This is a genomic window from Delftia sp. S65 (assembly GCF_016516495.1).
Taxonomy (GTDB): Bacteria; Pseudomonadota; Gammaproteobacteria; order Burkholderiales; family Burkholderiaceae_C; genus Comamonas; species Comamonas acidovorans.
The window spans coordinates 1-26,831 of record NZ_JACVUR010000062.1 but is presented as its reverse complement, the minus strand read 5'-3'; the positions used below and the strand labels follow the sequence as shown (position 1 = coordinate 26,831).

The following is a 26,831-nucleotide window of genomic DNA, read 5'->3' as shown; positions in this document are numbered from 1 at the left end:
CCTCCGCCCCCTCCACCGCCGCCGAAACGCCCCGCCGCAGCTGGGGCCAGACCCTGCGCGTCTATGCCGAGCCGGCCAGCCTGCGCATGCTGGCCCTGGGTTTTTCGGCAGGCCTGCCGCTGCTGCTGGTGCTGGGCACGTTGTCGTTCTGGCTGCGCGAGGCCGGCGTGGACCGCACCACCATCGGCTACCTGAGCTGGGTGGGCCTGGCCTATGCCTTCAAGTGGGTCTGGTCGCCGCTGGTGGACCGCATGCCGCTGCCGCTGCTCACGCGCTGGCTGGGGCGGCGGCGCGGCTGGCTGCTGTTCGCGCAGATGCTCATCGTCGCCGGGCTGTGCGGCATGGCGTTCAATGATCCGCGCGTCTCGCTCACGCCGCTGGTGTGGTGCGCGCTGGCCGTGGCCTTCGGCTCGGCCACGCAGGACATTGCGCTGGACGCCTACCGCATCGAATCGGCCGACACCGAGCGCCAGGCCGCGCTGGCCGCCACCTACCAGACCGGCTACCGGCTGGCCATGATCTGGGCCGGTGCCGGCGTGCTGTGGCTGGCCGCCCGAGCCGAGGTGGCGGGCACGGCGGGCTACCAGAGCGGTGCCTGGCAGGTGGCCTACCTGGCCATGGCCGCCTCCATGGCCGTGGGCATGCTGACCGTGCTGCTCTCGCCGGAACCGGTGCCACGCCCGCTGGCGCCTGCCCGCAACGCGGCCGAGTGGCTGCGTGGCGCGCTGGTCGAGCCCTTCGCCGACTTCCTGGGCCGCTACCGCTGGCAGGCGCTGCTGGTGCTGGGCCTGATCGCCATCTACCGCATCAGCGACGTGGTCATGGGCATCATGGCCAACCCCTTCTACGTGGACATGGGCTTCACCAAGGACGAAGTGGCCGCCGTGACCAAGGTGTACGGCGTGATCATGACGCTGGCGGGCGCCTTCCTGGGCGGGGCGCTGGCCATGCGCTGGGGCGTGATGCGCGTGCTGATGCTGGGCGCCGCGCTGTCGGCCGCCACCAACCTGCTGTTCGCCTGGCTGGCCACACGCGGCCATGACGTGAATGCGCTGGTCTGGGTGGTGAGCGCGGACAACCTGGCCGGCGGCATCGCCTCGGCGGCCTTCATCGCCTACCTGTCGGGGCTGACCAATGTGCAGTACTCGGCCACGCAGTACGCGCTGTTCAGCTCCATGATGCTGCTGGCGCCCAAGTGGCTGGCCGGCTTCTCGGGCGCCTTTGTCGATGCGCATGGCTACGTGAGCTTCTTCCAGGCCACGGCCCTGCTGGGCCTGCCCGTGCTGGTGCTGATCGCGCTGGCCTCGCGCGTGCATGCGGTGCGGCCCGCGCAACGCAGCAGTTGAGCGGCTGGCCGCAGGCTGCGCTGTTTTACCGAACTTTACGCAAGCGACAAGCACGGCTGACGGGGCGCTGCGAGCATCGTCGCAATACGACGCCAGGCCCCAGCATGAATACACTGCCCTCCATGAGTACGCACCATCTTCTGATGATCGAAGACGACACCCGCCTCGCGCAGATGGTGGGTGACTACCTGGGCAACAACGGCCTGCAGGTCACGCACATGGGCGATGCCCGCAGTGGCCTGGAGCAGCTGCAGCCCGCCGACGGCGTGCCGGGCGCCGACCTGCCCGACCTCGTCATCCTCGACCTCATGCTGCCCGACATGGACGGCCTGGAGGTCTGTCGGCGCATCCGCGCCCTGCCCGGCCCCGCAGCCCAGGTGCCGGTGCTGATGCTCACGGCCAAGGGCGACCCCATGGACCGCATCATCGGCCTGGAGATCGGCGCCGACGACTACCTGCCCAAGCCCTTCGAGCCGCGCGAGCTGCTGGCGCGCATCCGCGCCATCCTGCGCCGGCGCGGCGGCGGCGAGGGCTCGGCCGCAGGCCAGCCGACCACGGCACTGCGCTTCGGCAGCCTGGAGATCGACCGCGACGCGCGCAGCGTCACCGTGGCGGGCCAGCCCTGCGAGCTGACCTCCTACCAGTTCGACCTGCTGGTCACGCTGGCCGAGCGCGCGGGCCGCGTGCTCACGCGCGACCAGATCATGGAGGCCGTGCGCGGCCGCGAGCTGGAGGCCTTCGACCGCTCCATCGACGTGCACATGGGCCGCATCCGCGCCGCCATCGAGGCCGACCCCAAGGCGCCCAAGCGCATCCTCACGGTGCGCGGCGTGGGCTACGTCTTCGCCAAACAACAAGACTAGCCAAGCGAATGAAGCTGCTATCGCTCTTCTCCCAGCGCCTGTACCTGCGCATCTGGCTGGCCGTGGTCGGCGGCGTGGCCGTGCTCACGCTGACGGTGGCATGGGCCTGGCAGATCGCGGCCGAGCAGAACGCGCAGAACGTGCAAAGCGCCAGCTCGCCGCCCTCGCGCGACGTGGCCATGCGCGACGGCCAGGGCAACGTGATCGCCCAGGGCCGTGCGCGGCGCCTGCCCGGCCCGCCCGAGGAGGGGCTGCGCTTCGAGATCGAAGGCACGGACGGCCAGACCTACATGCTGCACATGGCGCCGCGCCCGCCGCGCGGCGACCGCCCGCCGCACGACGGTGCAGCCGCCTTCTGGCTGCGCCCGCCCTTCGGCTTTCTGTGGCTGCTGGGCCTGGTGGGCGTGGCCGTGGCCGTGGGCGTGTTCCCCATCATCCGCCGCCTGCTCAAGCGGCTGGAGAACCTGCAGCGCGGCGTCAAGCGCTTTGGCGAGGGCGACCTGTCGGTGCGCGTGCCCGAGCACGGCAGCGACGAGGTGGCCGACCTGGCCCACCAGTTCAACGCCGCCGCCGCGCGCATCGAGACCCTGGTGACCTCGCACAAATCGCTGCTGGCCAATGCCTCGCACGAGCTGCGCTCGCCGCTGACGCGCATCCGCATGGGCCTGGAATTCATGGGCGACGACCCGGCCAGCGCCCGCGCGCGCGCCGAGATCCAGCGCAACATCAGCGAGCTGGACCAGCTGGTGGACGAGATCCTGCTGGCCAGCCGGCTGGAGACCTATGAGGGCGACGTGGGCACGATCGAGCCCGTGGACCTGATCGGCCTGGCCGCCGAGGAATGCGCACGCGTGGATGCCGACCTGGACCTGCAGTCCACCGACGCGCTGGAAGTGCCCGGCATCTCCAAGCTGCTGCGCCGTGCCGTGCGCAACCTGCTGGAGAACGCGCGCCGCTACAGCCAGGGCGCCATCACGCTGGAGCTGGCGCGCCAGGACGCCATGGCCGAGATCCGCATCTGCGACCACGGCCCCGGCGTGGCGCCGGCCCACCGCGAGCGCATCTTCGAGAAGTTCTTTCGCCTGCCCGGCGCCAGCGAGCGCTCGGGCGGCGTGGGCCTGGGCCTGGCCCTGGTGCGCTCCATCGCCCAGCGCCACGGCGGCAGCGTGCACTGCGAAGGCCGCGCCGACGGCCAGCCGGGCGCCTGCTTCGTGCTGCGGCTGCCGCTGGCCTGAGCTGCCGCCTGCGGCTCAGCCGCGCCGGTGCTGCCACTCCACACGTTCCACCAGGTCCCTGAGCAGGTCGAAATGCCAGCGGGTGCGCTTGAGCAGGCGGCCGTAGCGCGAGCGGGGGAAGCGGTAGGCGCCATCGGCCAGTTCGATGGCGCAGGACGCCAGGTGCCACTGCTGCTCGAACGCCTGGTGGCTGTCCGGTGGGTCGGCGCGCATGCGGCGTATGTGCGCCAGCGCCAGCTCCACCGCGCATTCCACGTCGAACTGGCGGGCCTTGCGGTCGGGCTTTTTGCCACAGACCTCGGCCAGGGTGACCAGCCTCCCCTCGATGACGACCAGACAGACATGCATGGCCTGCCACGCGCTGGGCCAGTCGGAAGGCCTTGCGGCTTGCGACCGCTTGGGCAACGGCTGCGCCTGCACTGCCGCGCCGGCAGTGTTTTTGGGGGATGTCATGGGGTCAGCCCTCCTGATAGAGAAGAGGGCTGGAAGGGGCAAGCGCAGCGCTGGGGCTGGCAAGTATGGGGAGGGTCATGGTCTGTTTTCCTACGAGATCACAGAAAACCACCGGTTGAGTTTCTACGCACAACAGGTGGGCGTGGTGGTTAGAAACACGTCCGTAGCCGTGCGGGCGTCCTTGCGGATAGCCCCCACCACGCCCGAAACCATGCGGACAGGCGCAAGCAAATGCGCCAATCCGACGAGATAAGGCATGACAAAGCCCCGCTTTAAGGTGGGGGCTGCAACCTCACGGAAGGTGTTTCTACGCACCGGGCCTTTCGGCTTGCGGCCAGTTTAACGGGGCCAGGGCGGGCCGGCCAGCCGAGCCTTGGCAGCCATACCCGTTTGATCGCTGGCCGTGCGGTGCGTGCAGTGCTCGGCGGCGGGTCAGCCAAGCGTTTTTGTCCTCGAGTACACCCTCAGATTCCGGCTTTCGCCAAACCCATGCCGCTCCAAAAGCTGGGCAGCCTGAGGATTGAGGGCCTCTGCATAAATGGTGGTGTGGCCAATATCCTGCAGGAATTTCTGCATGAGGAGCCTGCCGATACCCCGCCGCTGCAGTCCGGGGTCCACGACGATTTCACTGAGGTGCGTGACCATGGCGCCGTCGGTGAAGCCGCGCAGGAAGCCGACAGCACCGCCGGTGGTGGTCGCCAGCAGGTAGTAGGAAGCACTGAACATCTGCCGAAGCAGGCCTTCCGGATAGCTGCTGCCCCAGCCATTGGAGACGTATATCTTCTCTATATCTTTGAAATACGCATCGATATTGTCCTGGCGCTTCAGGATGGCGTAGTCCTGGTGCATATGCATCTCCCCCATTCAAACGCAATCCCACGATGATGGTGCACCGGATCGGGCACATCGTCGCAGACAGCTCTGGCTCGCCATGGAAGGCGATGAGCGGGATTCAGCCCCGCAGGTAGCGGTCGGCGATGCTGCCGGGCACGTAGAGGCCGCGCTCCAGGTAGAAGTCCAGCTTCTTGCGGTCGGGGGCGCGCAGCTTGATCAGCGGCACGGGCGCCTGTTCGGTGCGCGAGAACATCAGGCGGATCTTGAGCGGGGTGCGGCCCCAGTTACCCTGCACGTGCAGGAAGAAGGGGCCGTCCTCGGCCTTGGCCAGCCGCAGGCGGTAGCTGCCACCGGCGCGCAGCACGCGCTGCATGGCCAGGTGCATGCTGAGGTAGGCGGGCATGTCGATGCCCTGGCGCAGTTGCTCGTATTCGCCGGCCTGCTGGAGCTGGGCGATATAGGCCTCGCCCGTCTGCGGCAGGACCTGTTCCACGTATTCCTTGTGCAGAGCAGCGATGAAGGCGCTGCCCGGAGGCGCGGCCATGAGCCAGTTCTCGACCACAGGCACCTGCGGGTCGCGGGTGTAGCGCTCCAGATAGTAGGCAACGAGGTCGGCGCCGCTGCGCTGCTGCTGCTCCAGCAGCCAGTCCAGCGGCTCGGTGAGGATGGTGCTGGCATCCAGCCAGATGCCGCCGTGGCGGTGCAGCAATTCCAGGCGCAGCCAGTCCGAGCGCTTGGCCACGGGCAGCTGCTGCAGGTTGCCGGGCAGTTGCGGCACGTACTGCGGCAGTTGCGCATCGTTGAGGATGCGCAGGCTGTAGCCGGGGTTCAGGCGGGCCCAGTTGTCAAAGCAGCGCTGTATGAGCAGGGGCACCGAGTCGCCATTCCAGTAGGCCCAGATGATGCGGGGTATGGGCGTGGAGACGGGCACGGGCGCCGCAGGCCCGATGTCATGGCTGCGGAAGTCAGGCGCGGGGCCCTGCTCCAGGCGGCGTGGGAAGGTGGCGTAGAAGCGCCGCATGCCGGCCGCCAGCCACAGCTCGCCCCGGGTTTTCAGTTTCAGGCCGCTCATGCAGGGGCTCCCGGTGTTCCCAGTTGCTGCGCGCGGCGCTCCCAGCTACGCAGCTTCCATGCGCGCAGCCACCAGCCGCGCCGCAGATAGACCTGGCGCAGGGCGGGCAGGGACAGCGGGGAGATGCGGCCGAAGTCCGCCAGGAACTGCTGGGCCAGTGCCTGCCGCTGCGCGGGCGGCATGTCCCGCTGCCGGTAGAGAAAGCGCAGGGCGCCGATGAGGTTGCGCGCGGCCTGGTGCGCCCAGGCGAAGTGCAGGCGCCCGTCATTGCGCAGCGCATCGTCCTGCAGGGCTTGCACGGCCTGCGCCAGCGGCCACAGGGCGGCGGACTGGTCTGCTGCCTTGGCCGGCGTCATGGACGCAAGGATGGAGTTGGCACGCTGCCGGTAGGCCACCCAGGGCTGGGGGTGGTAGTAGAAGCTGCTGCAGCGCAGCGCCATCTGCGGCATGGTCATCATGTCTTCGAAGTAGCGGCCTGCAGGAAAGCGCAGGCCCGCATCCCACAGGCTGCGGCGCGAGATCTTGGACCAGGCATGCAGCTGCCCCGTGCGCAGCAGGCCGGCCAGCAGGGCACCCCGGTCCTGCGAGCGCTGCAGCGTGGGGCCCTGGAAGCTGTGCCGGTGCGCCTCGCCGCGCAGGCGGTGCTTGAGGCGCGGGGCCTCGCGCCAGACGGAGAAGTCGCAGAGCACGGCATCGGGCGCATGTTGTTGCACGATGGCCGACAGCCCGGCAATCGCGCCGGGCAGCAGCTTGTCGTCGGAGTCCAGGAACCACAGGTAGTCGCCCGTGGCCGCATCGATCATGGTGTTGCGCGCCGCGCTCAGGCCGGCATTGCGCTCATGCTGCATGAGTTGCAGGCGGCCGGGCCAGCGCTGGTCCAGCTGCTGCATCAGGGCCCAGGAGCCATCGGTGGAGCAGTCGTCCAGCACCAGCACCTGCACGCCGGCATCGGCCTGGTCCATGACGGACTGCAGGCAGTCCTCCAGGTAGGGCAGCACGTTGTAGACGGGCACCAGGATGCTGAGCCAGGTCACGGACGCTCCCCCTGCAGCAGGCGGGCGAACAGGTCTTCGTACTGGCCGGTCATGCGCTGCAGGCTGTAGTGCGACAGGGCTTCCTGCCGCGCTGTGGCGGCCATGCGCACGGCGGCCTCGTCATCCTGCAGCGCCTGCTGCAGGGCGTCGGCCAGCGATTCAGGGTCGGCGTGCGCGGCCAGCAGGCCGTTGTCGCCGGGCCGCACCACTTCCTGCACGCCCACCACGCGGCTGCCCACCACCACGCAGCCCGCCGCCATGCCTTCCAGCAGGGACAGGGGCATGCCCTCGTAGTGCGTGGACAGCACGCAGACGCGGTGCGCACGCAGCAGGCCGGGCACGTCGTTGCACATGCCGATGAATTGCACCTGGTCCTGCAGACCCAGTTCGGCGCTGAGCCGCTGCGCCGCCTGCTGGGCGCGCGCCTTGCCGCCGCCGGCCAGGGTCAGCGTGGGCTTGAGGCCGCGCTGTCGCAGCACCACCAGCGCGCGCAGCAAGGTGGCATGGTCCTTTTGCCGCGCAAAGCGCGCGGCCATGACGATGTCCGGGCGGCGCTGCAGCAAGGGGGTCGGCTCCTGCAGATAGGGCTCGGGCCGGATGCCGTTGCTGATGGCCATCAGCTTGGCTGCAGGAAATCCACGGTCCTGCAGGCTCTGGCGCACGCCTTCGGAGCAGCCGACGATGGCGGCCGTGCGCTCGGTCAGCCACAGGGCCTGCGCCAGCCGCCAGCGCGTGTAGCGCTCGCGCGAGTTGTGTTCCACATGCACCAGGCAGGGCACGCCGGCCCACAGCGCGGCAAAGCGGCCCCAGAGGTGGTCGCTGAAACCATGGGCGACGACGATGTCCGGGCGGAAGTCCAGGCAGATGCGGCGCAGCTGCCAGACGGTGGCGGCATGGGACCAGCCCGCCACCACATCGACATCGATGCCGCCGTCGCGCAGCTTCTGCACGCGTTCATCGGAGGTATTGCGCTTGCGCCGCAGCACCAGCCTGGCGTCGAAGCGGCCCGATGCGCGGTGCGCGGACACCAGATCCACCGCCACCTGGGTGGCACCCGAGAAGCCGCCCGTCACGAAGTGCAGCACCCGGGGCCGGGCCGTGGTGGCGCGCTCCGTCACCGCACGGCTCCGCTGGCCCTTTCCAGGCCATGCAGCGATGACCACAGGGCCACCACGAGGAAGACGAAGAAGACGATGCCGCTGTTGTGCACGAAAAATTGCTGTGACATGCCGAACGCCAGGTACATGGCTGGCATCAGGCTGCCCAGGATACGCAGCAGCAGGGCCTCGCGCCAGGGGGTGCTGTCCGCAGGCCACAGCGCCATGCGCCGCCGCGAGGGCCAGAACAGCCACAGCAGCGAGATGAACAGCGCTGCCTGCAGCAGAACGCCCGGCACGCCGAGCTTGACCCAGATGTCCAGGAAGTCGTTGTGGATGAAGTTGTATTCGCGGATGGACTGGCCATAGCTGCCGGCGTCCACGCGCCGGTGCATCTCGTCCACATAGCCCTGCATGCCCCAGCCCAGCAGAGGCTTCTCGCCGATCATCTGCACGGCCAGCCGGTACTGCTCCAGCCGGGTGCCCAGCGAGGTGTTGGAGTTGCCGGCATGAAGGTAGGTGCTCACATCCAGGTAGACCTCATCCACGCGCTCGCTGACGCGCGGGATGAAGGCCATCACGGTGGCCAGCGCCACCACAATTGCAGCGCAGCCCAGCAACAGGCGCCCGAAGTACTGCGGGCGGTACATGCGCACCAGCACCATCAGCATGAAGAACATCGGCAACAGCGCCAGCCACCCGCCGCGCGAGCCCGACAGCAGCGAAGCCAGCGCCCCCAGCGCTGCAGCCGCCAGCACCAGCAGGCGCCAAAGCAGGGAGCGCTGGTGCCAGAAGGACACGGCATAGATGCAGGAGAAGCAGCCCAGCAGCAAGGCCATGTTGCCCCACTGGATGGCATTGGTGTAACCCGTGGCCCGTTCCATGCCCAGCACGCAGACCTGCCACAGGGCCATGAAGCCCGCGCCTGCGCTGCCCAGCGGAATGCCCCACAGGAAGATCCGCGCCGTGGGCGGATAGCACATGGCGAACAGCAGGCTGACCGCGCCCAGGATGAATTTCACGGGCCGGTCGAACTGCCCGGTGCCCCCGTCCAGCACGGACAGGAAGTACCACATCACCGCCATGCCCATGAACAGCGCGACCAGCAGCCAGGTGCCGTTGGAGTGCCGGTATCTGACCCAGCGAGGCAGAAAACACAGGGCGCCCAGGACCATGAGGCCGGCGCCATAGGAATAGCCCGAGCGCAGCCACAAGGCCAGCCCGGGCACCAAAATAGCGGCCAGGGTCGTGAGGAGCCCTGGCAGCTTCGACTTGTCAAATCTCATCAAGACCGCAACTTTCTGCCCCAAAATGCGGGCATTCCGCTTTCCATCCGCTCATGAAAAAAATTCCTGCGGTCTTATTCAGGCTGCTCCATCGCTGGGCGGCGCCTTCCAAAATCGGCGCAGATTACACCATGCCTGCGCCCTTGCAGCTGCCCCCATCGCCCCCGGCAGCCGATGGTCTTGCAGCGGAAATCCCGAAAACGATCTGGACGTACTGGAACCAGTCCGGCCTGGATCCCTTCGTCCAGCAGTGCGTGGACAGCTGGCGGCGGCAGTGCCCGGATCACCAGGTCATCGTCGTGACGCCAGAGAACCTGGGCCAGTACGTCGCCTGCGGCGACCTTCCTGCGGCGTTTGCCGAACTCCATCCCACCAAGCAATCGGACTGGCTTCGCCTGTACCTGGTGGCACACCACGGCGGCTACTGGTTCGACGCCACCACGCTGCTGACCGCGCCACTGGACTGGATGAGCGCCTGCCCCGGCGCAGGCGCTGCCGAGCTGGCAGGCTTCTACCTTGAGGGCTTCACCAGGGACAGGCGCTACCCCGTGATCGAAAGCTGGTCATTCTGCGCTCCGGCCGGCTCGCGCTTTGTATCGGAATGGCAAAAGGAGTTTCACCAGGCGCTGATCGTGGACGGCCCCGAGGCCTATCTGCAGCGCCTGCAGTCGCGGCCCGACGCCGCCGAGGTGCTGCAGGGCATTCCCGATCCAAATTACCTTCTGATCCATGTGACGGCCCAGCAGGTGATGCGGCGCCTGCCCGATGCCCGGCTCACGCTGTTCAAGGCCGAGGACACGGCCTTCTTCTATCACTCTGCCCTGCGCTGGAAGTGGTACCTGCTCTACCCCCAGCTGTGCCTGGCGAAGGCGCCGCAGGTGGCGGCGCCCATCGTCAAGCTGCGCGGCGGGGAGCGGCGCCACTTCACGGACATGCTGGCTTTGCACGGAGGTGCTGCGCCCGGCAGCATCTGGAGCCGCGCGCTGTCCGCGCGCTGAGACACACAAAGCGGGCCGAGGCCCGCTTTGTTCAATGCCCGCCTGCGAAGACTTCGCCGGCTTTCAGGCGGTACAGCGTGCCGCAGTAGGGGCACTTGGCTTCGCCGGTGTGGGCCACGTCCAGGTAGACCTTGGGATGGCTGTTCCACAGCTTCATGTCGGCCTTGGGGCTGGGGCAGAACACGCCGCCCTGGGCGTTGAGGTCCTTGGCCGCCAGTTCGACGGTGGCATTCGTTGTCATGCTTGCTTATCTCTTTCGTGGGTCTCTAGGGATGTTCAGACCCGAGTCAGCCAATGGGCGTACTTGGGGTTGCGGCCGTTGACGATGTCAAAGAAGGCCTGCTGGATCTTTTCGGTGAGGGGGCCGCGGCTGCCCGCGCCGATCTCGATGCGGTCCACCTCGCGGATGGGCGTGACTTCGGCGGCCGTGCCGGTGAAGAAGACTTCATCGGCGATGTACAGCTCGTCGCGCGTGATGCGCTTTTGCACCACTTCCAGGCCCAGGTCCTTGCAGATGTGCATCACGGTGTTGCGCGTGATGCCGTTGAGCGCGCCGGCCGACAGGTCGGGCGTGTAGACCACGCCATCCTTGATGACGAAGATGTTCTCGCCCGAGCCTTCGGAGACGAAGCCCGAGGCGTCCAGCAGGATGGCCTCGTCGTAGCCGTCGTCCAGCGCCTCGGTGTTGGCCAGGATGGAGTTGGTGTAGTTGCTCACCGCCTTGGCCTGGCTCATGGTGATGTTCACATGGTGGCGCGTGAAGCTGGAGATCTTCACGCGGATGCCGCGCTGCATGCCTTCTTCGCCCAGGTAGGCGCCCCAGGCCCAGGCCGCGACCATCAGGTGGATGGTGTTGCCCTTGGGGGAGACGCCCAGCTTGCGGTCGCCGATCCAGGTCAGCGGGCGCAGGTAGCACGATTCCAGCTGGTTGGCGCGCACGACCTCGACCTGGGCCTGGTTCACCGCTTCCTGGGTGAACGGGATCTGCATGCGCAGGATCTTGGCGCTGTTGAACAGGCGCTTGGTGTGGTCTTCCAGGCGGAAGATGGCCGTGCCCTGCTCGGACTTGTAGGCCCGCACGCCCTCGAATGCGCCGCAGCCGTAGTGCAGCGTGTGGGTCAGCACATGGATCTTGGCATCGCGCCAGTCCACCAGCTGGCCATCCATCCAGATCTTGCCGTCACGGTCGGCCATCGAGGGAACAACGGGGCTCATAGGAACATCCTTGGGGGTATTGAACAGAACACCAACCCGGTATTTTAGGGCGCAGGGGCTGCCTCGGGGGCCGCAGACGCCGGCTCGGGCTCGGGCGTGGGGCGTACCAGGGTCCACTTCATGAGACGGCCACTCTTGAACTCGCAGGTCACATGCGACTGCGTGCCGTCGGTCCAGCGGTAGATCTCGGGCTGCTGGCCCTCCTCGGACAGGCGCTCGCCCAGGGAGCGCGTCATGGCCACCACGTGCATCAGCGAGACCTTGGGCTTGAGCTTGACGTTGAGCATGACGGCGCTGCCCACATAGCCCATGGGCCGGTCCGCGGCCTTCCTCATGATGGACATCAGCCGCGTGAAATGCAGCAGCAGCCACATCATGATGCCGCCGCCCACGGCGACCACACCCATCCAGCCATAGGACTGGTGCGCAGCCACCAGCAGTACGAGCAGGCCCAGAGGAATCAGGATATTGCGCAAATTCATGGCGCCGATTGTCTTATGGAGGCGCCGCAGGGCCGCTGCGGACAGTGCGTATGCCCCCGCAATGCGCTCGGCAAGCGCGTCAGCCCATCCCTCGGACGATGTTCATGGCCTCGTCCACGCGTTCGACGGCATGAACGGTCAGACCCGGGATGGCCTTCTTGGGCGCATTGGCCTTGGGTACCACGGCCATGGTGAAGCCCAGCTTGGCGGCTTCCTTCAGGCGCTCCTGGCCGCGCGGTGCGGGGCGCACTTCGCCGGCCAGGCCCACTTCGCCAAAGGCGAGGAATCCCTTGGGCAGGGCGCGGCCACGCAGGCTGGAGGTGATGGACAGCATGACGGCCAGGTCGGCCGCAGGCTCGCTGATGCGCACGCCGCCCACGGCGTTGACGAACACATCCTGGTCCGCGCAGGCCACACCCGCGTGGCGGCTGAGCACGGCCAGCAGCATGGCCAGCCGGTCGCGATCCAGGCCCACGGACAGGCGTCGCGGCGCGGGGCCGCCCTGATCGACCAGGGCCTGTATCTCCACGAGCATGGGGCGCGTGCCCTCCAGCGTGACCAGCACGCAGGAGCCGGGCACGGGCTCGCTGTGCTGGGACAGGAAGATGGCGCTGGGGTTGGTCACGCCCTTGAGGCCCTTCTCCGTCATGGCGAAGACGCCGATCTCGTTGACGGCACCAAAGCGGTTCTTGATGGCGCGCACCAGGCGGAAATTGCTGTGCGTGTCACCCTCGAAGTAGAGCACCGTGTCCACCATGTGCTCGAGCACGCGCGGCCCGGCCAGTGCGCCTTCCTTGGTCACGTGGCCGACCAGGATCACGGTGATGCCCGTGGTCTTGGCCGCGCGCGTGAGGTGGGCCGCGCATTCGCGCACCTGGGCCACCGAGCCCGGCGCCGAGGACAGCTGGTCCGAGTACACGGTCTGTATGGAGTCGATGACGACCACGGCCGGCTGGGTGGCCTCCATGGTGGCGAGGATTTTCTCCAGCTGGATCTCGGCCAGCACGTTGACCTGGCTGGCCTCCAGCCCCAGGCGGCGCGAGCGCAGCGCGACCTGGGCACCGCTTTCCTCGCCCGTGACATACAGCGTGGGCAGGCCGACGCGGTGCAGCGCGTCCATGGCCTGCAGCAGCAGGGTGGACTTGCCGATGCCGGGATCGCCACCAATCAGCACCACGCCGCCTTCGACAATGCCGCCGCCCAGCACGCGGTCCAGCTCCTCGATGCCGCTGGGCGTGCGCGCCACGTCCTGGGCCTCGATGGCCGACAGCGGCATCACGGCCTGGACATTGGCCAGGCCCGCATAGCCCTGGGGCTGGCTGAGCCGGTTCTTGCCCGCGCTCGCAGGCTCGGCAACGGCCTCGATCAGCGAGTTCCAGGCCCCGCAGGCCGGGCACTTGCCCAGCCAGCGCGGGCTGGTGCCTCCGCAGGCATTGCAGATGAACGTGGTTTTGTCTTTGGCCATGGGGTGAGCACTATACCGAGGGGTGGCTGCCGCCCTGGCACGCATGTTTCGCGCCTATCGCAGTTGCGTGACGGAAAGATATCGGTTATAGTTCACTTCTTCGCTGCAGAAAATGCAGTGAAAACGAAATTACTGCGGATTACCGCGCGATGGAGCAGTCTGGTAGCTCGTTGGGCTCATAACCCAAAGGTCGGAGGTTCAAATCCTTCTCGCGCAACCACCACGAAAAAAAGCCCACTTCGGTGGGCTTTTTTTCGTCTGTACTTCCGCTCTTTTCTCCAGGCAGGTCAGCTGGGATCGTTCAGGTCTTCATGGTGGTCGGCCATGCCCTGCTTCCAGTAAGAGGCCACGCGCATGCGCTTGGGCGATGCGCCCTTGGCCAGCAGCAGGCGACGCAGCTCGGCCATGGCGCTGTGCTCGCCCGCCGCCCAGATATAGCCGTCGTCCTGGGGCAGCTCCAGCGCCTGCACGGCATCGGCCAGCGATTCGACCCAGTCGCAGTCCAGCCGGGCCGTGCTGCTCCACTGGCGGCGGTCGGCCGGGTTGCGCAGCTGCACGCGCACCACGGCGCGGCTGCCGGCGGGCAGCTCGGCCAGGCGCCGCTCGATGGCGGGCATGGCGGTCTCGTCGCCGAACAGCCAATGCCATGGCAGGTTGGCCGAGATCACCAGGCTGCCGCGCGGCCCGGCCAGGCCCACCCACTGGCCCAGCGGGGCGGTCAGCGCCCATTCGGTGGCAGGGCCGGCATCGTGCAGCGCGAAATCCATGATGAGGTTCTGGCGCGCGGCGTCGTAGCGCAGCGGCGTGTAGTCGCGCAAGGTGGGGCGCTCGTCCTCCACGAAGGTCGGACGGCCATCGAGCAGCACGGGAAGCGCGGGCAGTTCGCGCCCGGCCTGCGGCAGGATGAGCTTGACGTGGTCGTCAAAGCCGGCGCTCACGAAGTCCTCCAGATCGGGGCCGCCCAGGGTCAGGCGGACAAAGCCGGGGCTGGGCTGCTCGCGCGAGAGCAATTGCACATGGCGGGCGCGGAAGGAATGGCGGACACGCTGGACGACGGGGGCCGGTGTCACGGCAGAGGTGGCTGGATTGGGCAAGTTCATTGGCGAAACGGCCTGCGACGGCCTAGAATGTTGATTTAGTCCACCAATTCTCTGTCATCCGTTGACTTTGTCAACGTATTTCCACAAGACCCTGCCATGAATGCCTCCCTGCCCGCCGATATCTTCGAGGCCATGCACGAGCTGCTGCACCTGTTCCGCTCGCGCATGCGCGAGGACATGGAGTCCATGGAGCCCGGGCTGACGCCCAACGAGGTGCGCGTGCTGATGTACGTGGGCCGGCACCCGGGCCGCACGCAAAGGGATCTGGTCGATCACAGCCACATGGACAAGGCCCAGCTCGCGCGCATGCTGGCGGAGCTGCAGGAGCAGGGATGGCTGGACCGCGAACCGGACGCCCGTGACCGCCGCGTGCGCTGCCTGAGCCTCAGCCCCCAGGGGCAGGTCCTGTTCGACCGGCTGCGCCAGTCGCGCCAGGCGCTGGCGGCCCGGCTGCTCAAGGATTGGGAGCCCGCCGCGCAACAGCAGTTGATGGCGCTGCTGGAGCGGGCCAGGGACAGCGTGGAAGCCGCGCCCTGATCAATCGACGGTCTTGTTCACGCGCGGCGCGACGGCGCACATGAGTTCATAGCCCAGCGTGCCTGCGGCCTCGGCCACCTCGTCGATAGGCAGCACGGCGCCGTTGCTGGCGCGGCCCCACAGCGTGACCTCGCTGCCCATGCCGGCATCGGGCACGGGCGTCAGGTCCACGGCCAGCATGTCCATGCTCACGCGGCCCAGGGTGCGGGTGCGCACGCCGTTCACCAGCACGGGCGTGCCCGTGCCGCAGTGGCGTGGATAGCCGTCGGCATAGCCGCAGGCCACGGTGCCCAGGCGCAGGGGGCCGTCGGCCGTGAAGCGCGATCCATAGCCCACGCTCTGCCCCTCGGTCAGTTGCTGCACGCCGATGATGCGCGAGCTCAGCGTCTGCGTGGGCAGCAGGTCCCAGTGGGCCGCCGTGTGCTGCGGATAGTCGGGGGCGCTGCCGTAGAGCACGATGCCTGGCCGCACCCAGTCGCAGCGCACCAGCGCGTCGTCGCCCTGGCGCAGCGTGGCTGCGCTGTTGCCCACGCTGCGCTCGCCGGGCAGGTCGCGCGTGGCGTCATGAAAGCGCTGCAGCTGTGCCGAGATTCCGGGCTGTCCGGCCCCTGCGTCGGCATCGCTGAAATGGGTCATGAACGAGATTTCCTCCACCTGGGGCAAGGCGTTCAGCCGGGCCCAGGCCGCGCGGTATCGCTCGGGCGTGAAGCCCAGGCGGTTCATGCCGGAGTTCATCTTGAGGAAGACGCGGTGGCCGTTCTGCGTCTTGTGCGCGGCCAGCCAGTCGATCTGGGCGTCGCAGTGCACGGCATGCCAGATGGACAGGCGCGAGCACAGCTCCAGGTCGCGCGGCTCGAAGACCCCTTCCAGCAGCAGGATGGGGCCGCGCCAGCCCAGCTGGCGCACACGCTCGGCCTCGGCCAGGTCCAGCATGGCGAAGCCGTCGGCGCCGCGCAGGGCCTCGAACACGTTCTCGATACCGTGGCCATAGGCGTTGGCTTTGACCACGGCCCACAATTTGGCATCGGGGACCGCCTGCCGCACCCGCTCCAGGTTGTGGCGAAGCGCGGCGGAATGGATGGTGGCAAGAATGGGACGCGGCATGGTTTTCACTCAGTCAGAAGCTTGGGATTCTGGCACTGCCAGCCAAAGGCCGCGTGATATAACCGCCAGTCACTTGCCACGGGGTCCTTATTTAACCGGTCAGCAGCCCTGCAGCTGACCCCATCTGCCTATCCATGAAGCGCGGTTTCTACACCATCATGTCAGCGCAGTTCTTCAGCTCGCTGGCAGACAACGCCCTGTTCGTGACCGCCGTGGAACTGCTGCGCACCAATGGCGCCCCCGAGTGGCAGCGCGCCGCCCTGGTGCCCATGTTCGCGCTGTTCTACGTGATCCTGGCCCCCTTCGTCGGCGCCTTTGCCGACGCCCTGCCCAAGGGACGGGTGATGTTCATCAGCAATGCGATCAAGATCGTGGGCTGCCTGATGATGCTGTTCGGCAACCACCCGCTGCTGGCCTACGCCGTGGTGGGCCTGGGCGCAGCGGCCTACTCGCCGGCCAAGTACGGCATCCTCACCGAATTGCTGCCCGCCTCCCAGCTGGTCAAGGCCAATGGCTGGATCGAGGGGCTGACCATCACTTCCATCATCCTGGGCGTGCTCGTGGGCGGGCAGTTGCTGAGCCCGGGCATCTCGGCCCATCTGCTGGACTTTGACCTGCCGCTGCTGGACACGGGCGTGGACACGGCCGCCGAAGCGGCGATTGCCGTGCTGGTCGGCGTCTATGCGCTGGCCGCCTGGTTCAACCTGCGCATTCCGCTGACCGATACCATCCTGCGCCCGCTGCGCCAGGACCCCAGCAAGAGCCTGCTGGCCAACACCCTGGCCCTGCTGCCCGACTTCTGGACCTGCAGCCAGCGGCTGTGGGGGGACAAGCTGGGCCAGATCTCGCTGTCCACGACCACGCTGTTCTGGGGCGTGTCGGGCAACCTGCGCTACATCGTGCTGGCCTGGGGCGCGGCGGCCCTGGGCTACGGCACCTCCCAGGCATCGGCCCTGGTGGGCGTGGTGGCCATCGGCACGGCCGCAGGCGCCATCCTCGCGTCCATGCGCATGCGGCTGGACAACGCCACGCGCGTGATTCCGCTGGGCATCACCATGGGCCTGCTGGTGATCGCCATGATCTTCATCAAGAGCGTGTGGGTGGCCATTCCCTTCCTGATCCTGCTGGGCGGCCTGGGCGGCTTCCTGGTCGTGCCCATGAATGCGCTGCTGCAGCACCGCGGCCACAACCTCATGGGCGCGGGCCGCTCGATTGCCGTGCAGAACTTCAACGAGCAAGCCTGCATCCTGGCGCTGGGCGCCTTCTATGCGCTGTCCACCAAGTTCGGACTGTCGGCTTTCGGCGCCATCACGGTGTTCGGCCTGGTGGTGGCCGGCATCATGTGGCTGATCGGCCGCTGGCACGTCAGCAACGTGCGCAACCATCCCGAGGAAGTCGAGCGCCTGCTGGTGATTGCCCGCAAGGATTGTCATTGAGACTACCCCCTGAGGCGCTTCGCGCCTTCCCCCAGGGGGGACGACACCCTCGCGGCGGGGCGGCCCTGGCTCGGTGTCTCTCGCTTTGGGCCTCGCCAGTTCCATAGGGCGCTATCGATTGATAGGCCTGGTCTAAATGGTCTTCTCGTATTGTGTTCGGTGCGGGCTTTGCCTGACCGGGCACTTTTTCGTGGTTTTATGCATAGCCCGCTGCCCGTTCTCGCCCTGCTGTTCAACACCCTGGTCTGGGGTCTGGCCTGGTGGCCGTTTCGCGCCATGCACGAGGCCGGCCTGCATCCGCTGTGGGCCACGGCGCTGATGTATGCCCTGGTGCTGGCGGGGCTGGTGGCGCTGCGCCCGGCCAGCCTGCGCCAGGCGCTGCAGTACCCGGCGCTGATCCTGCTGGGCGCCTGCGCGGGCAGCAACAACATCGCCTTCAACTGGGCCGTGACCATTGGTGATGTGGTGCGCGTGGTGCTGCTGTTCTATCTGATGCCGGCGTGGTCCGTGCTGCTGGCCTGGAAGATCCTGGGCGAGCGGCCCACGCCGGCCGCGCTGACGCGGCTGCTGCTGGCCTTTGGCGGGGTGGCGCTGGTGCTGGTGCCCGAGGGCACATTCAGCGGCGGCTCGCCCGGGCTGCTGCGCGGTCTGTCGCTGGCCGACGGCCTGGCACTGTTCGGCGGCTTCACCTTTGCGCTGACCAATGTGCTGCTGCGCCGCCTGCAGGCCGTGCCGGCGCAGGCGCGCATGCTGGCCATGTTCAGCGGCTGCATGGCCATGGGGCTGGCCAGCGCCTTCGCGGGCAGCAGCGTGGGGCTGGTGCCGCCCATGCCTGCGCCGCAGGCCGGCTGGATGCTGATTGCCGCCGGCCTGGCCGTGCTGCTGATGCTGGGCAACTGGGCGCTGCAGTTCGGCGCCGCGCGCCTGCCGGCCGGCGTGACCGCCGTGGTCATGCTGGCCGAGGTGGTGTTTGCCAGCGTCTCCTCGGTGTTGATTGCAGGCGAGGTGCTGACGCCGCGCACGCTGCTGGGCGGCGCCTGCATCATCGCGGCCGCGCTGCTGTCTGCGCTGGCGCATGCACGGCGGCGTGGGGCAATCAGCCCGTGAGCTGCCCGGCCAGCAGCAGGTAGCCCGGCAGCCAGCCCGTGAGCACGCCCTGCGCAATGCACAGGGCGCCCGTCACGCGGCCGATGTTGCGGCCCAGGGCCAGCAGCACGAAGAACATGGCCCACAGCACGGCCCAGGCCGCCCAGTTGGCCGCCATCCACCAGTCGATGGCGGTGCGCGCGCCCAGCAGGGTGTCGATGGCCACGGGCACGGCGGTGATGGCCACGAACAGGCTGAACCAGCCCAGGCCCCGGCCATCGGCGCCCGTGAAGCGGTTGATGGCCACCCACAGGTAGGTGAAGGCGAACAGCAGGGTCAGCGCGCCGGTCTTGACCGAAGCCGCATCGGGCTCGGGCCCGAAGGCGGAGGCCAGGCCGATGATCAGCGAGACCAGGCCCGCGAACACGTTGATGACCCAGATCTCCCGGTCGGCGATGCGCCCCAGCATCCACAGGCCGTTCAGGCACAGCACGGCGCCCACATAGAACAACGACAAACCCAGCCACATCGCAAGTCTCCTTTTGCTTTTTGCCTTTTGCTTTTGAAGTGCCTTGCGCGCCGTGTTCAGCCCACGGGAACGAGCGCGCACGGCAAGGCGCCGCCGCCCCGTGGCCGGGTGCAGCGGCGTCCGTGAAACAGTTCATCCCCGGGCCCGCCCCTGGTGGGCATCTGCGTGCTGGCGGAAGGGTCCGCTGCAGAGATGCCGCCTGTGATCCAGGGCAGGTGCACCGGCGCGGCCCTGCCGGGCATGCGGCGGTGGAGTGTGCCGGCAGGCGGTGCTGCCGGTCCTTGGCGCCGGTCCTTGTGCCTCAGGCCGCCTGCGTCTGCAGGCGGCGGCGGGCGCGTTCCAGCTGCTGCGCCACCTGGCGCGGGTTCATACCGTACATGTCGGCAAAGCCGGCTTCGGAAGTCTGGCCGCTGGCCTCGAAGGCGCGCAGCAGCGCCTCGTCGCGTGCGGTGCGCGCATCGGCCTCGGCCAGTGCCTCGGCCACCAGGGTGTTGGTGGCCTCATCACGGCCTTGCACACGCGCCGCATAGTCGTCGCGCGACAGGCCCGATGCCTCGTAGGCCGCGATGATGCGGTTGCGCAGCTTGGGCGCCAGGTCTTCGGGCGAGCGGTGCTGGCGGCGGCGGAAGACTTCGATCAGCGCATGGTGCACATGCTCGGGCGCCATGGCCTCGACCGACTGGCCCTGCAGGTCATGCCGGGCCTGGCCGCTGGCCACCACGGTGAGGTAGCGGCTCGAGCGCGTGTGCTGGGACAGGGCCAGCTTGAGCTGGTCGCGGTCAATGGCTTCAGGATGGGCGGCCAGCAGGTCTTCGAAGATGCCGCGCTTGAGCGGCAGCGGCTGCTCGCCGAACAGGTTCGGATGCCATTGGGCCAGTTGCGCCAGCAGCGGATGCTGGGTGCGCACGGGCCTGGAAGCGTTGGCCTCGGCACTGGCGGCCGTGCCGGATGCGGCATCGGCGGCAGGCTCGGTGGCCTTGCCCTTGTTGCGGCCACGTCCGCCACGGCGCGAGCGCTTGCGGCCCTGGCCATCGGCGCTGGCTGCAGCCTGCGGCTCGGTGCCGGCAGCGGCGTCCGCCGGCAGCGCGGCGCTCTGTTCTTGCGGTTCAGACACGGATTCAGTCATGGCGGAGCACGTGGGCTTGGAGAAAACGAAACCCCGCATCATGCCAGCATTGCAAAGGCTTGCGCGGGCATAGGCCCCACGGCGTCGCGCTGGAGGCACAGATGCGCAGTCGGTACGCGGCGGGTCTCAGGCCAGCAGGGCCTCGTCCAGCACCTCGATCCAGTGGCGCACGGGCAGGTCCGTGCCGTTTTGCAGGTGGACGATGCAGCCCATGTTGGCCGAGAGGATGGCGGCGGGCCGCCGGGCATCGAAGCCTTCGGTCAGCGCATCGATCTTGCGGTCACGCAACTGGTGCGAGAGTTCGGGCTGCAGCACCGAGTAGGTTCCCGCCGAGCCGCAGCACAGGTGCGATTCGGTGCGCGCCACGCGCAGCTCGAAGCCCAGCCTGGCCAGATGGGTTTCCACGCCGCCGCGCAGCTTTTGCCCGTGCTGCAGCGTGCAGGGCGGGTGGTAGGCCATGGGCGCGGCCGGTGCGCGCACCCTGCCCTGCAGGCGCTCGGCCAGCTCGGGCAGGAGTTCGGGCAACAGCTCGCTCAGGTCGCGCGTGAGGGCGCTGATGCGGGCTGCCTTGTCCGCGTACTGCGCATCGTCCTTGAGCAGATGGCCGTATTCCTTGACGGTGACGCCGCAGCCCGAGGCATTCATGACAATGGCCTCCACCGCGCCGCTGTCCACCTGCGGCCACCAGGCGTCGATATTGGCGCGCATCTGCGCCTTGCCGCCTTCCTGGTCGTTGAGGTGGAATTTCACGGCGCCACAGCAACCGGCCTTGGGCGCGATCACGGTCTGTATGCCGGCCGCATCCAGCACGCGCGCGGTGGCGAAGTTGATGCGCGGCATCATGGCCGGCTGCACGCATCCGGCCAGCAGCAGCACCTTGCGCGCATGCTCGCGCACGGGCCAGGCGCCCGCATCCTGGGGCTGGGGCACTTTCTCGGCCAGGACTTCGGGCAGCAGGCCGCGCACGGCCTGGCCCAGCTTCAGGGCCGGGGCGAACAGCGGCGAGTTCAGCCCCTCCTTGAGCGCCCAGCGCCTGGCGCGCTCGCCCAAGGGGCGCGGCACCTGTTCCTCGACGATCTTGCGGCCTATGTCCACCAGGTGGCCATACTGCACGCCGCTGGGGCAGGTGCTTTCGCAGTTGCGGCAGGTCAGGCAGCGGTCCAGATGCTGCTGGGTGGCACGCGTGGGCGTCTCGCCCTCCAGCACCTGCTTGATCAGGTAGATGCGGCCACGCGGCCCGTCCAGTTCATCGCCCAGCAATTGGTAGGTCGGGCAGGTGGCCGTGCAAAAGCCGCAGTGCACGCACTTGCGCAGAATGGCTTCGGCCTCCTGGCCCTCGGGCGTGGCGCGGTACTGGGGTGCGAGTTGGGTCTGCATGGTGGGGCTCTTGTTGTATGGATATCGGGGAACGGTCAGGCACGGCAGCCGGACACGGCGGTCAGGCGCGAGGCGCGGCCCGCCGGCCCAGCAGCAGCGGCAGCCGCGCGCGGTCGGCCCACAACGGCGGCAGGGACAGCAGGCACAGCACCACGGCCAGCGGCACGACAAAGACGAAGCCCAGGTGCCTGAAACCCAGCGCGCCCGCAATGCCGCCCAGCAGGAACATGGACAGCAGCCCTGCGAACAGCCGCAGCCGCACATGGTTGGCGTGGACCCGGTGCTCGGGCGGGCTGCCATGGCGGTTCCAGTAGAGCGCGCGGCCCAGCTCCATGCCCAGGTCGGTGATCACGCCCGTCATGTGCGTGGTGCGGATCTGCGAGGACGACATCTTGGTCACCGTGGCGTTCTGCAATCCCATGATGAAGGACAGCAGCAGCACGGCCAGCGGCACGGCGAACGGCGTGGGCCAGGCCAGCATGGCCGCGCCCAGCACGCCGAAGAGCAGCATCAGCGCGGCTTCCAGCAGCAGCGGCAGCGCATAGCTGCTGCGCAGCCGGTGGTGGCGCGCCCAGTTGACCAGCAGCGATGTCGCGGCCGCGCCGCACAGAAAGGCCAGCAGCGCGCCGCAGGCACTGAGCACCAGCGCCGTATTGCCCAGCACGAGGTTGTCGGCCAGCAACGAGACAAAGCCCGTCATGTGCGAGGTATAGGAGTGCACCAGCAAAAAGCCGCCCGCATTCACCGCACCCGCGTTGAAGGCCAGCAGCAGGCCCAGCGTGCGGTTGCTGGCCACCGTGCGGTGCCGGTCCGTGAGCAGGTGCAGGTGGTGGCGCATGCGCATGGGCGGAGCCAGGCGTTGGCCCGGCCTACCAGGCGGCGGCCAGCCGGCCGCGGTTGAAGATGCCCGCAGGATCGAAGGCCTGCTTGAGCCGCGCATGCAGCGCGGCCGTGGCATCGGCCGCCTGGGCGTCGAAATCGGGCTCGGCGCCGGGCTGGTCTGCGGCCTCGGAGCGGAACAAGGTGGCCGATCCGCCCGCTGCTTTTGCCAGCGCGCGCAGCGCATGGCCCAGCGCACGCGGCGCCTGTACCCAGCGCAGTGCGCCGTGCCATTCGATCAGCGGCCCCGTGCAGCCGTCCGGCAGCGCCAGGGCCGGAGCCGTCTGCGGCACGGACAGGCGCCACAGCGCATGGCCCGGCGCGCGTGCGGTGAACCAGGGCAGCTGCTGCTCGCGGCAGGCCTGCCAGTCGGCAGCAGCATGCACAGGGTCCATGCGCTGCACACGCTCGCCACCCAGGCGCTCGCAGGCCGCCTGCACGGCGGCACGCGCGCCGCGCAGGCGCAGGTACAGCACGCCCTGGGCTGCGCCGTCTTCCTGCAGCCAGCAACTGGCATTGAGCGGCAGCGGCTGCCCGCCCCAGGCATTGAGCCAGTCCAGCGCCTGCTGCTGAGTGCATTCGAAGCGCAGCGTGGCCTCGGCCGGCGCCACGGGCAGCACCTTGAGGCTGACCTCGGTGATCAGGCCCAGCGCGCCCCAGGAGCCCGCCATCAGCCGCGAGACATCGTAGCCCGCCACGTTCTTCATGACCTGCCCGCCGTAGCGCAGCAGCTCGCCCTGGCCGTTGATCATCTCCAGCCCCAGCACGAAGTCGCGCACGGCCCCCACGCTGGCGCGCGCCGGCCCGGACAGGCCGCTGGCCACCATGCCGCCCACGGTGGCGTTGCGGCTGTCTCCATCGAAATGCGGAGGCTCGAAGGCCAGGCACTGGCCCTGTGCGGCCAGCAGGGCCTCGACCTCGGCCAGCGGCGTGCCGGCGCGCACGGTCACGACGAGTTCGCTGGGCTCATAGCTGACCACGCCGGCCAACGCCCGCGTGTCCAGCAGCTCGCCCTGCAGGGCCAGGCCGTGAAAATCCTTGGTGCCGCCGCCGCGTATGCGCAGCGGCGTGGCGTCGGCCGCAGCAGCGCGCACGCGCTGGGCGATCTGGAGGAGGTGGCTTTGGGCTGAATCCATGGCCTGCATCGTAGCGGCTGGGCCCTTTTGCGCCTCGGTGCGGACCCGTGAATTTTTTGAACGGCGCGCTTGAAGTTCTGCGGGCGGCGCAAAACAGCCGGGACGAAAAGGCAAAGACGCCATCTCTGCAGCGGCTCCAAAGCAAAAAAGGCCCCGGTGCAAGCACCGAGGCCAATCCGCAATGAACTCCCTGGAAACCGATCAGCGGTAGTACGCCACCTCGCCGTGCGTGGTGATGTCCAGGCCCTGGCGCTCGGACTCTTCGCTGACGCGCAGGCCGACGACCAGGTCGCAGATCTTGTAGGAGATGCCAGCCACCACGCCAGACCAGACGATGGTCAGCAGCACGCTCTTGACCTGCACCCACACTTGGTGGCCCATGTTGAAGTCTGCGGGCTCGATGCCGCCCAGGCTGGAGGCGCAGAACACGCCGGTCAGGATGGCACCCAGGATGCCGCCCACACCGTGCACGCCGAACACGTCGCAGACGTCATCGACCTTGAGCAGCTTCTTGAGGCCCGACACACCCCACAGGCAGACGGGACCGGCGATCAGGCCCATGACGATGGCGCCCATGGGGCCCACGAGGCCGGCCGCCGGGGTGATGACCACCAGGCCGCCCACGGCGCCCGAGGCGGCGCCCAGCATCGAGGCCTTGCCCTTGTGCAGGGCTTCGGCGGCCAGCCACGAGATGGTGGCGGCGCCCGTGGCGACGATGGTGTTGATGAAGGCCAGGCCGGCAATGCCGTTGGCAGCACCTGCCGAGCCGGCGTTGAAGCCGAACCAGCCCACCCACAGCAGCGAGGCACCGACCATGGTCAGCGTCAGGCTGTGCGGAGGCAGTGCCTCGCGGCCGAAGCCGATGCGCTTGCCCAGCATGTAGGAGCCCACCAGGCCGGCGATACCGGCGTTGATGTGCACCACGGTGCCGCCGGCGAAGTCCAGCGCGCCGTCCTTGCCCAGCAGGCCGCCACCCCAGACCATGTGGGCCATGGGGATGTAGCTGAAGGTGAACCACAGCACCGAGAACAGGATCACGGCCGAGAACTTGATGCGCTCGGCGAAGGCGCCGACGATCAGGGCCACGGTGATGGCGGCGAACGTGGACTGGAAGGCCACGAACACGTACTCGGGAATGGTCGGCAGCGCGCCGGCCAGCGTGTCGGGTGCAATGCCCTTGAGGAAGATCTTGCTGAAGCCGCCGAAGAAGTTGCCTTCGCCGGCAAAGGTCAGCGAGTAGCCGTAGACGGCCCACAGCAGCGTGATCAGCGAGAAGATCACGAAGACCTGGCAGAGCACGGACAGCATGTTCTTCGTGCGCACCAGGCCGCCGTAGAACAGTGCCAGGCCCGGGATCACCATCAGGATCACCAGCATGGTCGAGGTCAGCATCCAGGCCGTGTCACCGGCGCTGAGTGCGGGGGCCGGCGCCTCGGCTGCGGCCGCGGCGGCGGGGGCTGCTGCAGCGGCTGCATCGGCAACGGCTGCAGCGGCGGCGGGCTCCTGTGCCAGGGCAGCGGCGCCTGCGGCCAGCAGGCCCAGCCCCAGGCCCATGGAAAGAAGTCGTTTGGTCATGGCAGTCTTTCGGGAAACGAGGGGTTGAAACTCACAGTGCGCTGTCGCCGGTCTCGCCGGTACGGATGCGGACGGCCTGCTCGATGGGCAGCACGAAGATCTTGCCGTCACCGATCTTGCCGGTGCGCGCAGCGGCCTCGATGGCATCGATCACCTGGTCCACCAGCGCGTCGGGCACGGCGGCCTCCAGGCGCAGCTTGGGCAGGAAATCGACCACGTATTCCGCGCCGCGATACAGCTCGGTATGGCCCTTTTGGCGGCCGAAGCCCTTGACTTCGGTCACGGTGATGCCCTGCACGCCGATGTCGGAGAGCGCCTCGCGCACCTCGTCGAGCTTGAAGGGCTTGATGATGGCGGTCACCAGTTTCATGATGCTTTGCTCCTCAGGTCCGGTTACAGGGTCTTGGTCAGCGTCACGATCAGGCGCGCCTTGTTGACGTCACCGAAGTACGACTTCTTGTTCGCACCCGTCACGGCCGCGCCCAGCGACACGCCGTCGCCGAAATCGTAGGCACCGCCCACGCTGTAGTCCATATAGTTGGGCACGCCCAGGCCCTTGATGTCGCTGGCAAAGCGGGTGAAGCCCAGCGATGCCTTGACCGTCACCTTGGGCATCACTTCCTGGGTGAAGCCCAGCCACAGGTAGCCGGTGTTGCGACCCGACAGTCCCGAGCCGGCCTTCTCGCCAGCCCAGCCGAAGTAGTCCTTGGACACGGTGTGCGAGTACTTGGCCGTGAACGGTCCATAGGTGGCCGCGCCATACAGCTCAGTGGTGTTGCCACTGGAATTGCCCGAGTACAGGTACTGCAGCGCGCCGAAGTCCAGGTCCACCTCGCCGGCCTTGAACTTGTAGCCGCCGTAGAAATCGGTTTCCAGCGAATTGCGGGGGAGCCAGTCCACGCTGGAGTTCCAGTTGCCGATGTACCAGCCGCTGTCGCCGAAGGTGTAGTCGAAACCGCCTTGCAGGGCAGGCTTGACGGCCTTGTTGCGTCCCGTGTCCTGGTCCTGTCCGCGGAACTTGTAGTTCGTCGTCAGGGACACATTGGCTGTGAGCTGGGCGTGGGCCCAGAGCGGAGCGATGGCGACACAGGCGATGGCGAGCGACTTGAGGCTGGCACGGGACATGGGATCCTCCGGTTTGAAAAATTTCGTGACAACCGGGTTAAGCACGGACCGTGCCAGTCTTTTGATGCCGGGGCGTGCGCCTTTCCGGCTCCCCAATGCGGCGCTGCAACACACAGCGATGCACCGGCTTTGTGCAAAAAATGTGCACCGATGCGGCGATAGCGGGCACTCACATGGCGCATCATCAAAAATGCACCAAGATAGTGCATGTCACATTGCAATCCTGCTTGCTCTGCCCTAAGAGGCCCGGCATTGCTAGAACGCACTGTAAGCAGGGACTCTCAAAACGCCTGTATCGGGGTATTCCGATATCGATGATTTTCCAAATAAACACCACCTTGCATCCCAGATAAGGCAATTGCTTACATATCCAGGATATTTCCGACCCCTCATTTGATTGCCCTATGGCCATCGGCTTGTCTATGATCCCCGCTCACCAAG

The 26,831-nt window shown here is 67.9% G+C and carries 27 protein-coding genes and 1 tRNA gene; 8 read left to right on the top strand and 20 right to left on the bottom strand.

The features are described from left to right. From IAE24_RS28220 to IAE24_RS28210, 3 genes are all read left to right on the top strand, one after another. Window positions 1–1,346: AmpG family muropeptide MFS transporter (locus IAE24_RS28220; RefSeq protein WP_233630798.1), on the top strand; the 1,346-nt coding region annotated here is incomplete at its 5' end. Window positions 1,347–1,450: 104 nt separating this feature from the next. After that, window positions 1,451–2,209, top strand: a complete 759-nt coding sequence (locus IAE24_RS28215; RefSeq protein ID WP_088166578.1) for a response regulator transcription factor — start codon at window positions 1,451–1,453, stop codon at window positions 2,207–2,209. An 8-nt stretch (window positions 2,210–2,217) separates the two neighbouring features. Further along, entirely contained in the window at window positions 2,218–3,444 is a 1,227-nt protein-coding gene (locus IAE24_RS28210; RefSeq protein ID WP_063327723.1) for an ATP-binding protein, read from the top strand. 15 nt (window positions 3,445–3,459) lie between these two features. Here the strand turns inward: IAE24_RS28210 and IAE24_RS28205 are convergent, their stop codons facing one another. The 6 genes from IAE24_RS28205 to IAE24_RS28180 all read right to left on the bottom strand — a co-directional run bounded on the left by IAE24_RS28205 (window position 3,460) and on the right by IAE24_RS28180 (window position 9,220). Continuing rightward, window positions 3,460–3,897, bottom strand: coding sequence for a hypothetical protein (locus tag IAE24_RS28205; RefSeq protein WP_013800195.1), 438 nt, complete (start codon window positions 3,895–3,897; stop codon window positions 3,460–3,462). 432 nt (window positions 3,898–4,329) lie between these two features. Beyond that, window positions 4,330–4,746, bottom strand: coding sequence for a GNAT family N-acetyltransferase (locus tag IAE24_RS28200; protein ID WP_099752135.1), 417 nt, complete (start codon window positions 4,744–4,746; stop codon window positions 4,330–4,332). Window positions 4,747–4,849: 103 nt separating this feature from the next. Next, window positions 4,850–5,803, bottom strand: a complete 954-nt coding sequence (locus IAE24_RS28195; protein WP_099732481.1) for a glycosyltransferase family 32 protein — start codon at window positions 5,801–5,803, stop codon at window positions 4,850–4,852. Then, window positions 5,800–6,837: a glycosyltransferase family 2 protein gene (locus IAE24_RS28190; RefSeq protein WP_199962361.1), complete on the bottom strand. Its 1,038-nt coding sequence runs from the start codon at window positions 6,835–6,837 to the stop codon at window positions 5,800–5,802. The genes IAE24_RS28195 and IAE24_RS28190 overlap by 4 nt, the downstream gene beginning before the upstream one ends. Continuing rightward, window positions 6,834–7,955, bottom strand: a complete 1,122-nt coding sequence (locus tag IAE24_RS28185) for a glycosyltransferase (RefSeq protein WP_099752128.1) — start codon at window positions 7,953–7,955, stop codon at window positions 6,834–6,836. Before IAE24_RS28185 ends, IAE24_RS28190 begins: the two co-directional genes overlap by 4 nt. Further along, on the bottom strand, window positions 7,952–9,220 hold the full coding sequence (locus IAE24_RS28180) for an O-antigen ligase family protein (RefSeq protein ID WP_099752129.1): 1,269 nt from the start codon (window positions 9,218–9,220) through the stop codon (window positions 7,952–7,954). Before IAE24_RS28180 ends, IAE24_RS28185 begins: the two co-directional genes overlap by 4 nt. Before the next feature lie 131 nt (window positions 9,221–9,351). Between IAE24_RS28180 and IAE24_RS28175 the strand changes: the two genes are divergently transcribed. Further along, the gene (locus IAE24_RS28175) at window positions 9,352–10,218 is read left to right on the top strand and encodes a capsular polysaccharide synthesis protein (protein ID WP_099752130.1); all 867 of its coding nucleotides are present in this window, start codon (window positions 9,352–9,354) and stop codon (window positions 10,216–10,218) included. A 31-nt stretch (window positions 10,219–10,249) separates the two neighbouring features. On the opposite strand, the gene IAE24_RS28170 is transcribed toward IAE24_RS28175, so the two are convergent. The 4 genes from IAE24_RS28170 to radA all read right to left on the bottom strand — a co-directional run bounded on the left by IAE24_RS28170 (window position 10,250) and on the right by radA (window position 13,380). Beyond that, the gene (locus IAE24_RS28170; RefSeq protein ID WP_012202256.1) at window positions 10,250–10,459 is read right to left on the bottom strand and encodes a zinc-finger domain-containing protein; all 210 of its coding nucleotides are present in this window, start codon (window positions 10,457–10,459) and stop codon (window positions 10,250–10,252) included. A 35-nt stretch (window positions 10,460–10,494) separates the two neighbouring features. Further along, window positions 10,495–11,433 (bottom strand): branched-chain amino acid transaminase, encoded by a 939-nt coding sequence (locus IAE24_RS28165; RefSeq protein ID WP_034397818.1) that lies wholly within the window; start codon window positions 11,431–11,433, stop codon window positions 10,495–10,497. 44 nt (window positions 11,434–11,477) lie between these two features. Continuing rightward, the gene (locus IAE24_RS28160; RefSeq protein WP_012202254.1) at window positions 11,478–11,915 is read right to left on the bottom strand and encodes a hypothetical protein; all 438 of its coding nucleotides are present in this window, start codon (window positions 11,913–11,915) and stop codon (window positions 11,478–11,480) included. Between the two features lie 79 nt (window positions 11,916–11,994). Beyond that, window positions 11,995–13,380, bottom strand: coding sequence for a DNA repair protein RadA (gene radA, locus IAE24_RS28155; protein ID WP_043821911.1), 1,386 nt, complete (start codon window positions 13,378–13,380; stop codon window positions 11,995–11,997). A 143-nt stretch (window positions 13,381–13,523) separates the two neighbouring features. Here radA and IAE24_RS28150 point away from each other — a divergent pair. Beyond that, window positions 13,524–13,600 (top strand) — tRNA-Met (locus tag IAE24_RS28150). Window positions 13,601–13,667: 67 nt separating this feature from the next. Here the strand turns inward: IAE24_RS28150 and IAE24_RS28145 are convergent. Then, window positions 13,668–14,480, bottom strand: coding sequence for a siderophore-interacting protein (locus IAE24_RS28145; protein WP_199962362.1), 813 nt, complete (start codon window positions 14,478–14,480; stop codon window positions 13,668–13,670). A gap of 96 nt (window positions 14,481–14,576) precedes the next feature. Here IAE24_RS28145 and IAE24_RS28140 point away from each other — a divergent pair, with 96 nt between their 5' ends. Continuing rightward, window positions 14,577–15,017, top strand: a complete 441-nt coding sequence (locus IAE24_RS28140; RefSeq protein ID WP_199962363.1) for a MarR family winged helix-turn-helix transcriptional regulator — start codon at window positions 14,577–14,579, stop codon at window positions 15,015–15,017. Here IAE24_RS28140 and alr read toward each other — a convergent pair whose 3' ends face one another. Further along, complete coding sequence (gene alr / locus IAE24_RS28135; RefSeq protein WP_199962364.1) at window positions 15,018–16,121, bottom strand: alanine racemase; 1,104 nt, start codon at window positions 16,119–16,121, stop codon at window positions 15,018–15,020. Between the two features lie 134 nt (window positions 16,122–16,255). On the opposite strand from alr, the gene lplT reads away from it, so the two are divergent. Together lplT and IAE24_RS28125 are read left to right on the top strand one after the other, a co-directional pair. Then, a complete protein-coding gene (gene lplT / locus IAE24_RS28130) occupies window positions 16,256–17,557 on the top strand; it encodes a lysophospholipid transporter LplT (protein ID WP_013800185.1) in 1,302 nt (433 codons plus the stop codon). 198 nt (window positions 17,558–17,755) lie between these two features. Continuing rightward, window positions 17,756–18,664, top strand: a complete 909-nt coding sequence (locus tag IAE24_RS28125) for a DMT family transporter (protein ID WP_199962365.1) — start codon at window positions 17,756–17,758, stop codon at window positions 18,662–18,664. On the opposite strand, the gene IAE24_RS28120 is transcribed toward IAE24_RS28125, so the two are convergent. From IAE24_RS28120 to IAE24_RS28085, 8 genes are all read right to left on the bottom strand, one after another. Next, window positions 18,654–19,172, bottom strand: coding sequence for an AmiS/UreI family transporter (locus IAE24_RS28120; RefSeq protein WP_013800183.1), 519 nt, complete (start codon window positions 19,170–19,172; stop codon window positions 18,654–18,656). The two genes, IAE24_RS28125 and IAE24_RS28120, sit on opposite strands and share 11 nt — an antisense overlap. A gap of 301 nt (window positions 19,173–19,473) precedes the next feature. Next, the gene (locus IAE24_RS28115; RefSeq protein WP_034397802.1) at window positions 19,474–20,340 is read right to left on the bottom strand and encodes a ProQ/FinO family protein; all 867 of its coding nucleotides are present in this window, start codon (window positions 20,338–20,340) and stop codon (window positions 19,474–19,476) included. 84 nt (window positions 20,341–20,424) lie between these two features. Next, window positions 20,425–21,675, bottom strand: coding sequence for a glycolate oxidase subunit GlcF (glcF, locus tag IAE24_RS28110; protein WP_199962366.1), 1,251 nt, complete (start codon window positions 21,673–21,675; stop codon window positions 20,425–20,427). A gap of 61 nt (window positions 21,676–21,736) precedes the next feature. Further along, entirely contained in the window at window positions 21,737–22,519 is a 783-nt protein-coding gene (locus tag IAE24_RS28105) for a YoaK family protein (RefSeq protein WP_012202244.1), read from the bottom strand. Between the two features lie 25 nt (window positions 22,520–22,544). After that, complete coding sequence (gene glcE / locus IAE24_RS28100; protein ID WP_199962367.1) at window positions 22,545–23,699, bottom strand: glycolate oxidase subunit GlcE; 1,155 nt, start codon at window positions 23,697–23,699, stop codon at window positions 22,545–22,547. 192 nt (window positions 23,700–23,891) lie between these two features. Then, window positions 23,892–25,265, bottom strand: a complete 1,374-nt coding sequence (amt, locus tag IAE24_RS28095; protein WP_170962109.1) for an ammonium transporter — start codon at window positions 25,263–25,265, stop codon at window positions 23,892–23,894. Between the two features lie 31 nt (window positions 25,266–25,296). Further along, window positions 25,297–25,635 carry a P-II family nitrogen regulator gene (locus IAE24_RS28090; RefSeq protein ID WP_012202241.1) on the bottom strand — a complete coding sequence of 113 codons (339 nt, stop codon included), beginning with the start codon at window positions 25,633–25,635 and terminating at the stop codon, window positions 25,297–25,299. A 23-nt stretch (window positions 25,636–25,658) separates the two neighbouring features. Then, window positions 25,659–26,390 carry a TorF family putative porin gene (locus IAE24_RS28085; protein WP_013800176.1) on the bottom strand — a complete coding sequence of 244 codons (732 nt, stop codon included), beginning with the start codon at window positions 26,388–26,390 and terminating at the stop codon, window positions 25,659–25,661. Window positions 26,391–26,831: the final 441 nt, after the last annotated feature.

What these genes read in the sequence shown, in the direction of transcription:
- IAE24_RS28215 (WP_088166578.1), top strand. Translation starts at nt 1,451, where the DNA reads ATGAATACACTGCCCTCCATGAGTACGCACCATCTTCTGATGATCGAA.
- IAE24_RS28210 (WP_063327723.1), top strand. Translation starts at nt 2,218, where the DNA reads ATGAAGCTGCTATCGCTCTTCTCCCAGCGCCTGTACCTGCGCATCTGG.
- IAE24_RS28205 (WP_013800195.1), bottom strand. Translation starts at nt 3,897, where the DNA reads ATGACATCCCCCAAAAACACTGCCGGCGCGGCAGTGCAGGCGCAGCCG.
- IAE24_RS28200 (WP_099752135.1), bottom strand. Translation starts at nt 4,746, where the DNA reads ATGCACCAGGACTACGCCATCCTGAAGCGCCAGGACAATATCGATGCG.
- IAE24_RS28195 (WP_099732481.1), bottom strand. Translation starts at nt 5,803, where the DNA reads ATGAGCGGCCTGAAACTGAAAACCCGGGGCGAGCTGTGGCTGGCGGCC.
- IAE24_RS28180 (WP_099752129.1), bottom strand. Translation starts at nt 9,220, where the DNA reads ATGAGATTTGACAAGTCGAAGCTGCCAGGGCTCCTCACGACCCTGGCC.
- IAE24_RS28175 (WP_099752130.1), top strand. Translation starts at nt 9,352, where the DNA reads ATGCCTGCGCCCTTGCAGCTGCCCCCATCGCCCCCGGCAGCCGATGGT.
- IAE24_RS28170 (WP_012202256.1), bottom strand. Translation starts at nt 10,459, where the DNA reads ATGACAACGAATGCCACCGTCGAACTGGCGGCCAAGGACCTCAACGCC.
- IAE24_RS28165 (WP_034397818.1), bottom strand. Translation starts at nt 11,433, where the DNA reads ATGAGCCCCGTTGTTCCCTCGATGGCCGACCGTGACGGCAAGATCTGG.
- IAE24_RS28160 (WP_012202254.1), bottom strand. Translation starts at nt 11,915, where the DNA reads ATGAATTTGCGCAATATCCTGATTCCTCTGGGCCTGCTCGTACTGCTG.
- radA (WP_043821911.1), bottom strand. Translation starts at nt 13,380, where the DNA reads ATGGCCAAAGACAAAACCACGTTCATCTGCAATGCCTGCGGAGGCACC.
- IAE24_RS28145 (WP_199962362.1), bottom strand. Translation starts at nt 14,480, where the DNA reads ATGAACTTGCCCAATCCAGCCACCTCTGCCGTGACACCGGCCCCCGTC.
- IAE24_RS28140 (WP_199962363.1), top strand. Translation starts at nt 14,577, where the DNA reads ATGAATGCCTCCCTGCCCGCCGATATCTTCGAGGCCATGCACGAGCTG.
- alr (WP_199962364.1), bottom strand. Translation starts at nt 16,121, where the DNA reads ATGCCGCGTCCCATTCTTGCCACCATCCATTCCGCCGCGCTTCGCCAC.
- lplT (WP_013800185.1), top strand. Translation starts at nt 16,256, where the DNA reads ATGAAGCGCGGTTTCTACACCATCATGTCAGCGCAGTTCTTCAGCTCG.
- IAE24_RS28125 (WP_199962365.1), top strand. Translation starts at nt 17,756, where the DNA reads ATGCATAGCCCGCTGCCCGTTCTCGCCCTGCTGTTCAACACCCTGGTC.
- IAE24_RS28120 (WP_013800183.1), bottom strand. Translation starts at nt 19,172, where the DNA reads ATGTGGCTGGGTTTGTCGTTGTTCTATGTGGGCGCCGTGCTGTGCCTG.
- IAE24_RS28115 (WP_034397802.1), bottom strand. Translation starts at nt 20,340, where the DNA reads ATGATGCGGGGTTTCGTTTTCTCCAAGCCCACGTGCTCCGCCATGACT.
- glcF (WP_199962366.1), bottom strand. Translation starts at nt 21,675, where the DNA reads ATGCAGACCCAACTCGCACCCCAGTACCGCGCCACGCCCGAGGGCCAG.
- IAE24_RS28105 (WP_012202244.1), bottom strand. Translation starts at nt 22,519, where the DNA reads ATGCGCATGCGCCACCACCTGCACCTGCTCACGGACCGGCACCGCACG.
- glcE (WP_199962367.1), bottom strand. Translation starts at nt 23,699, where the DNA reads ATGCAGGCCATGGATTCAGCCCAAAGCCACCTCCTCCAGATCGCCCAG.
- amt (WP_170962109.1), bottom strand. Translation starts at nt 25,265, where the DNA reads ATGACCAAACGACTTCTTTCCATGGGCCTGGGGCTGGGCCTGCTGGCC.
- IAE24_RS28090 (WP_012202241.1), bottom strand. Translation starts at nt 25,635, where the DNA reads ATGAAACTGGTGACCGCCATCATCAAGCCCTTCAAGCTCGACGAGGTG.
- IAE24_RS28085 (WP_013800176.1), bottom strand. Translation starts at nt 26,390, where the DNA reads ATGTCCCGTGCCAGCCTCAAGTCGCTCGCCATCGCCTGTGTCGCCATC.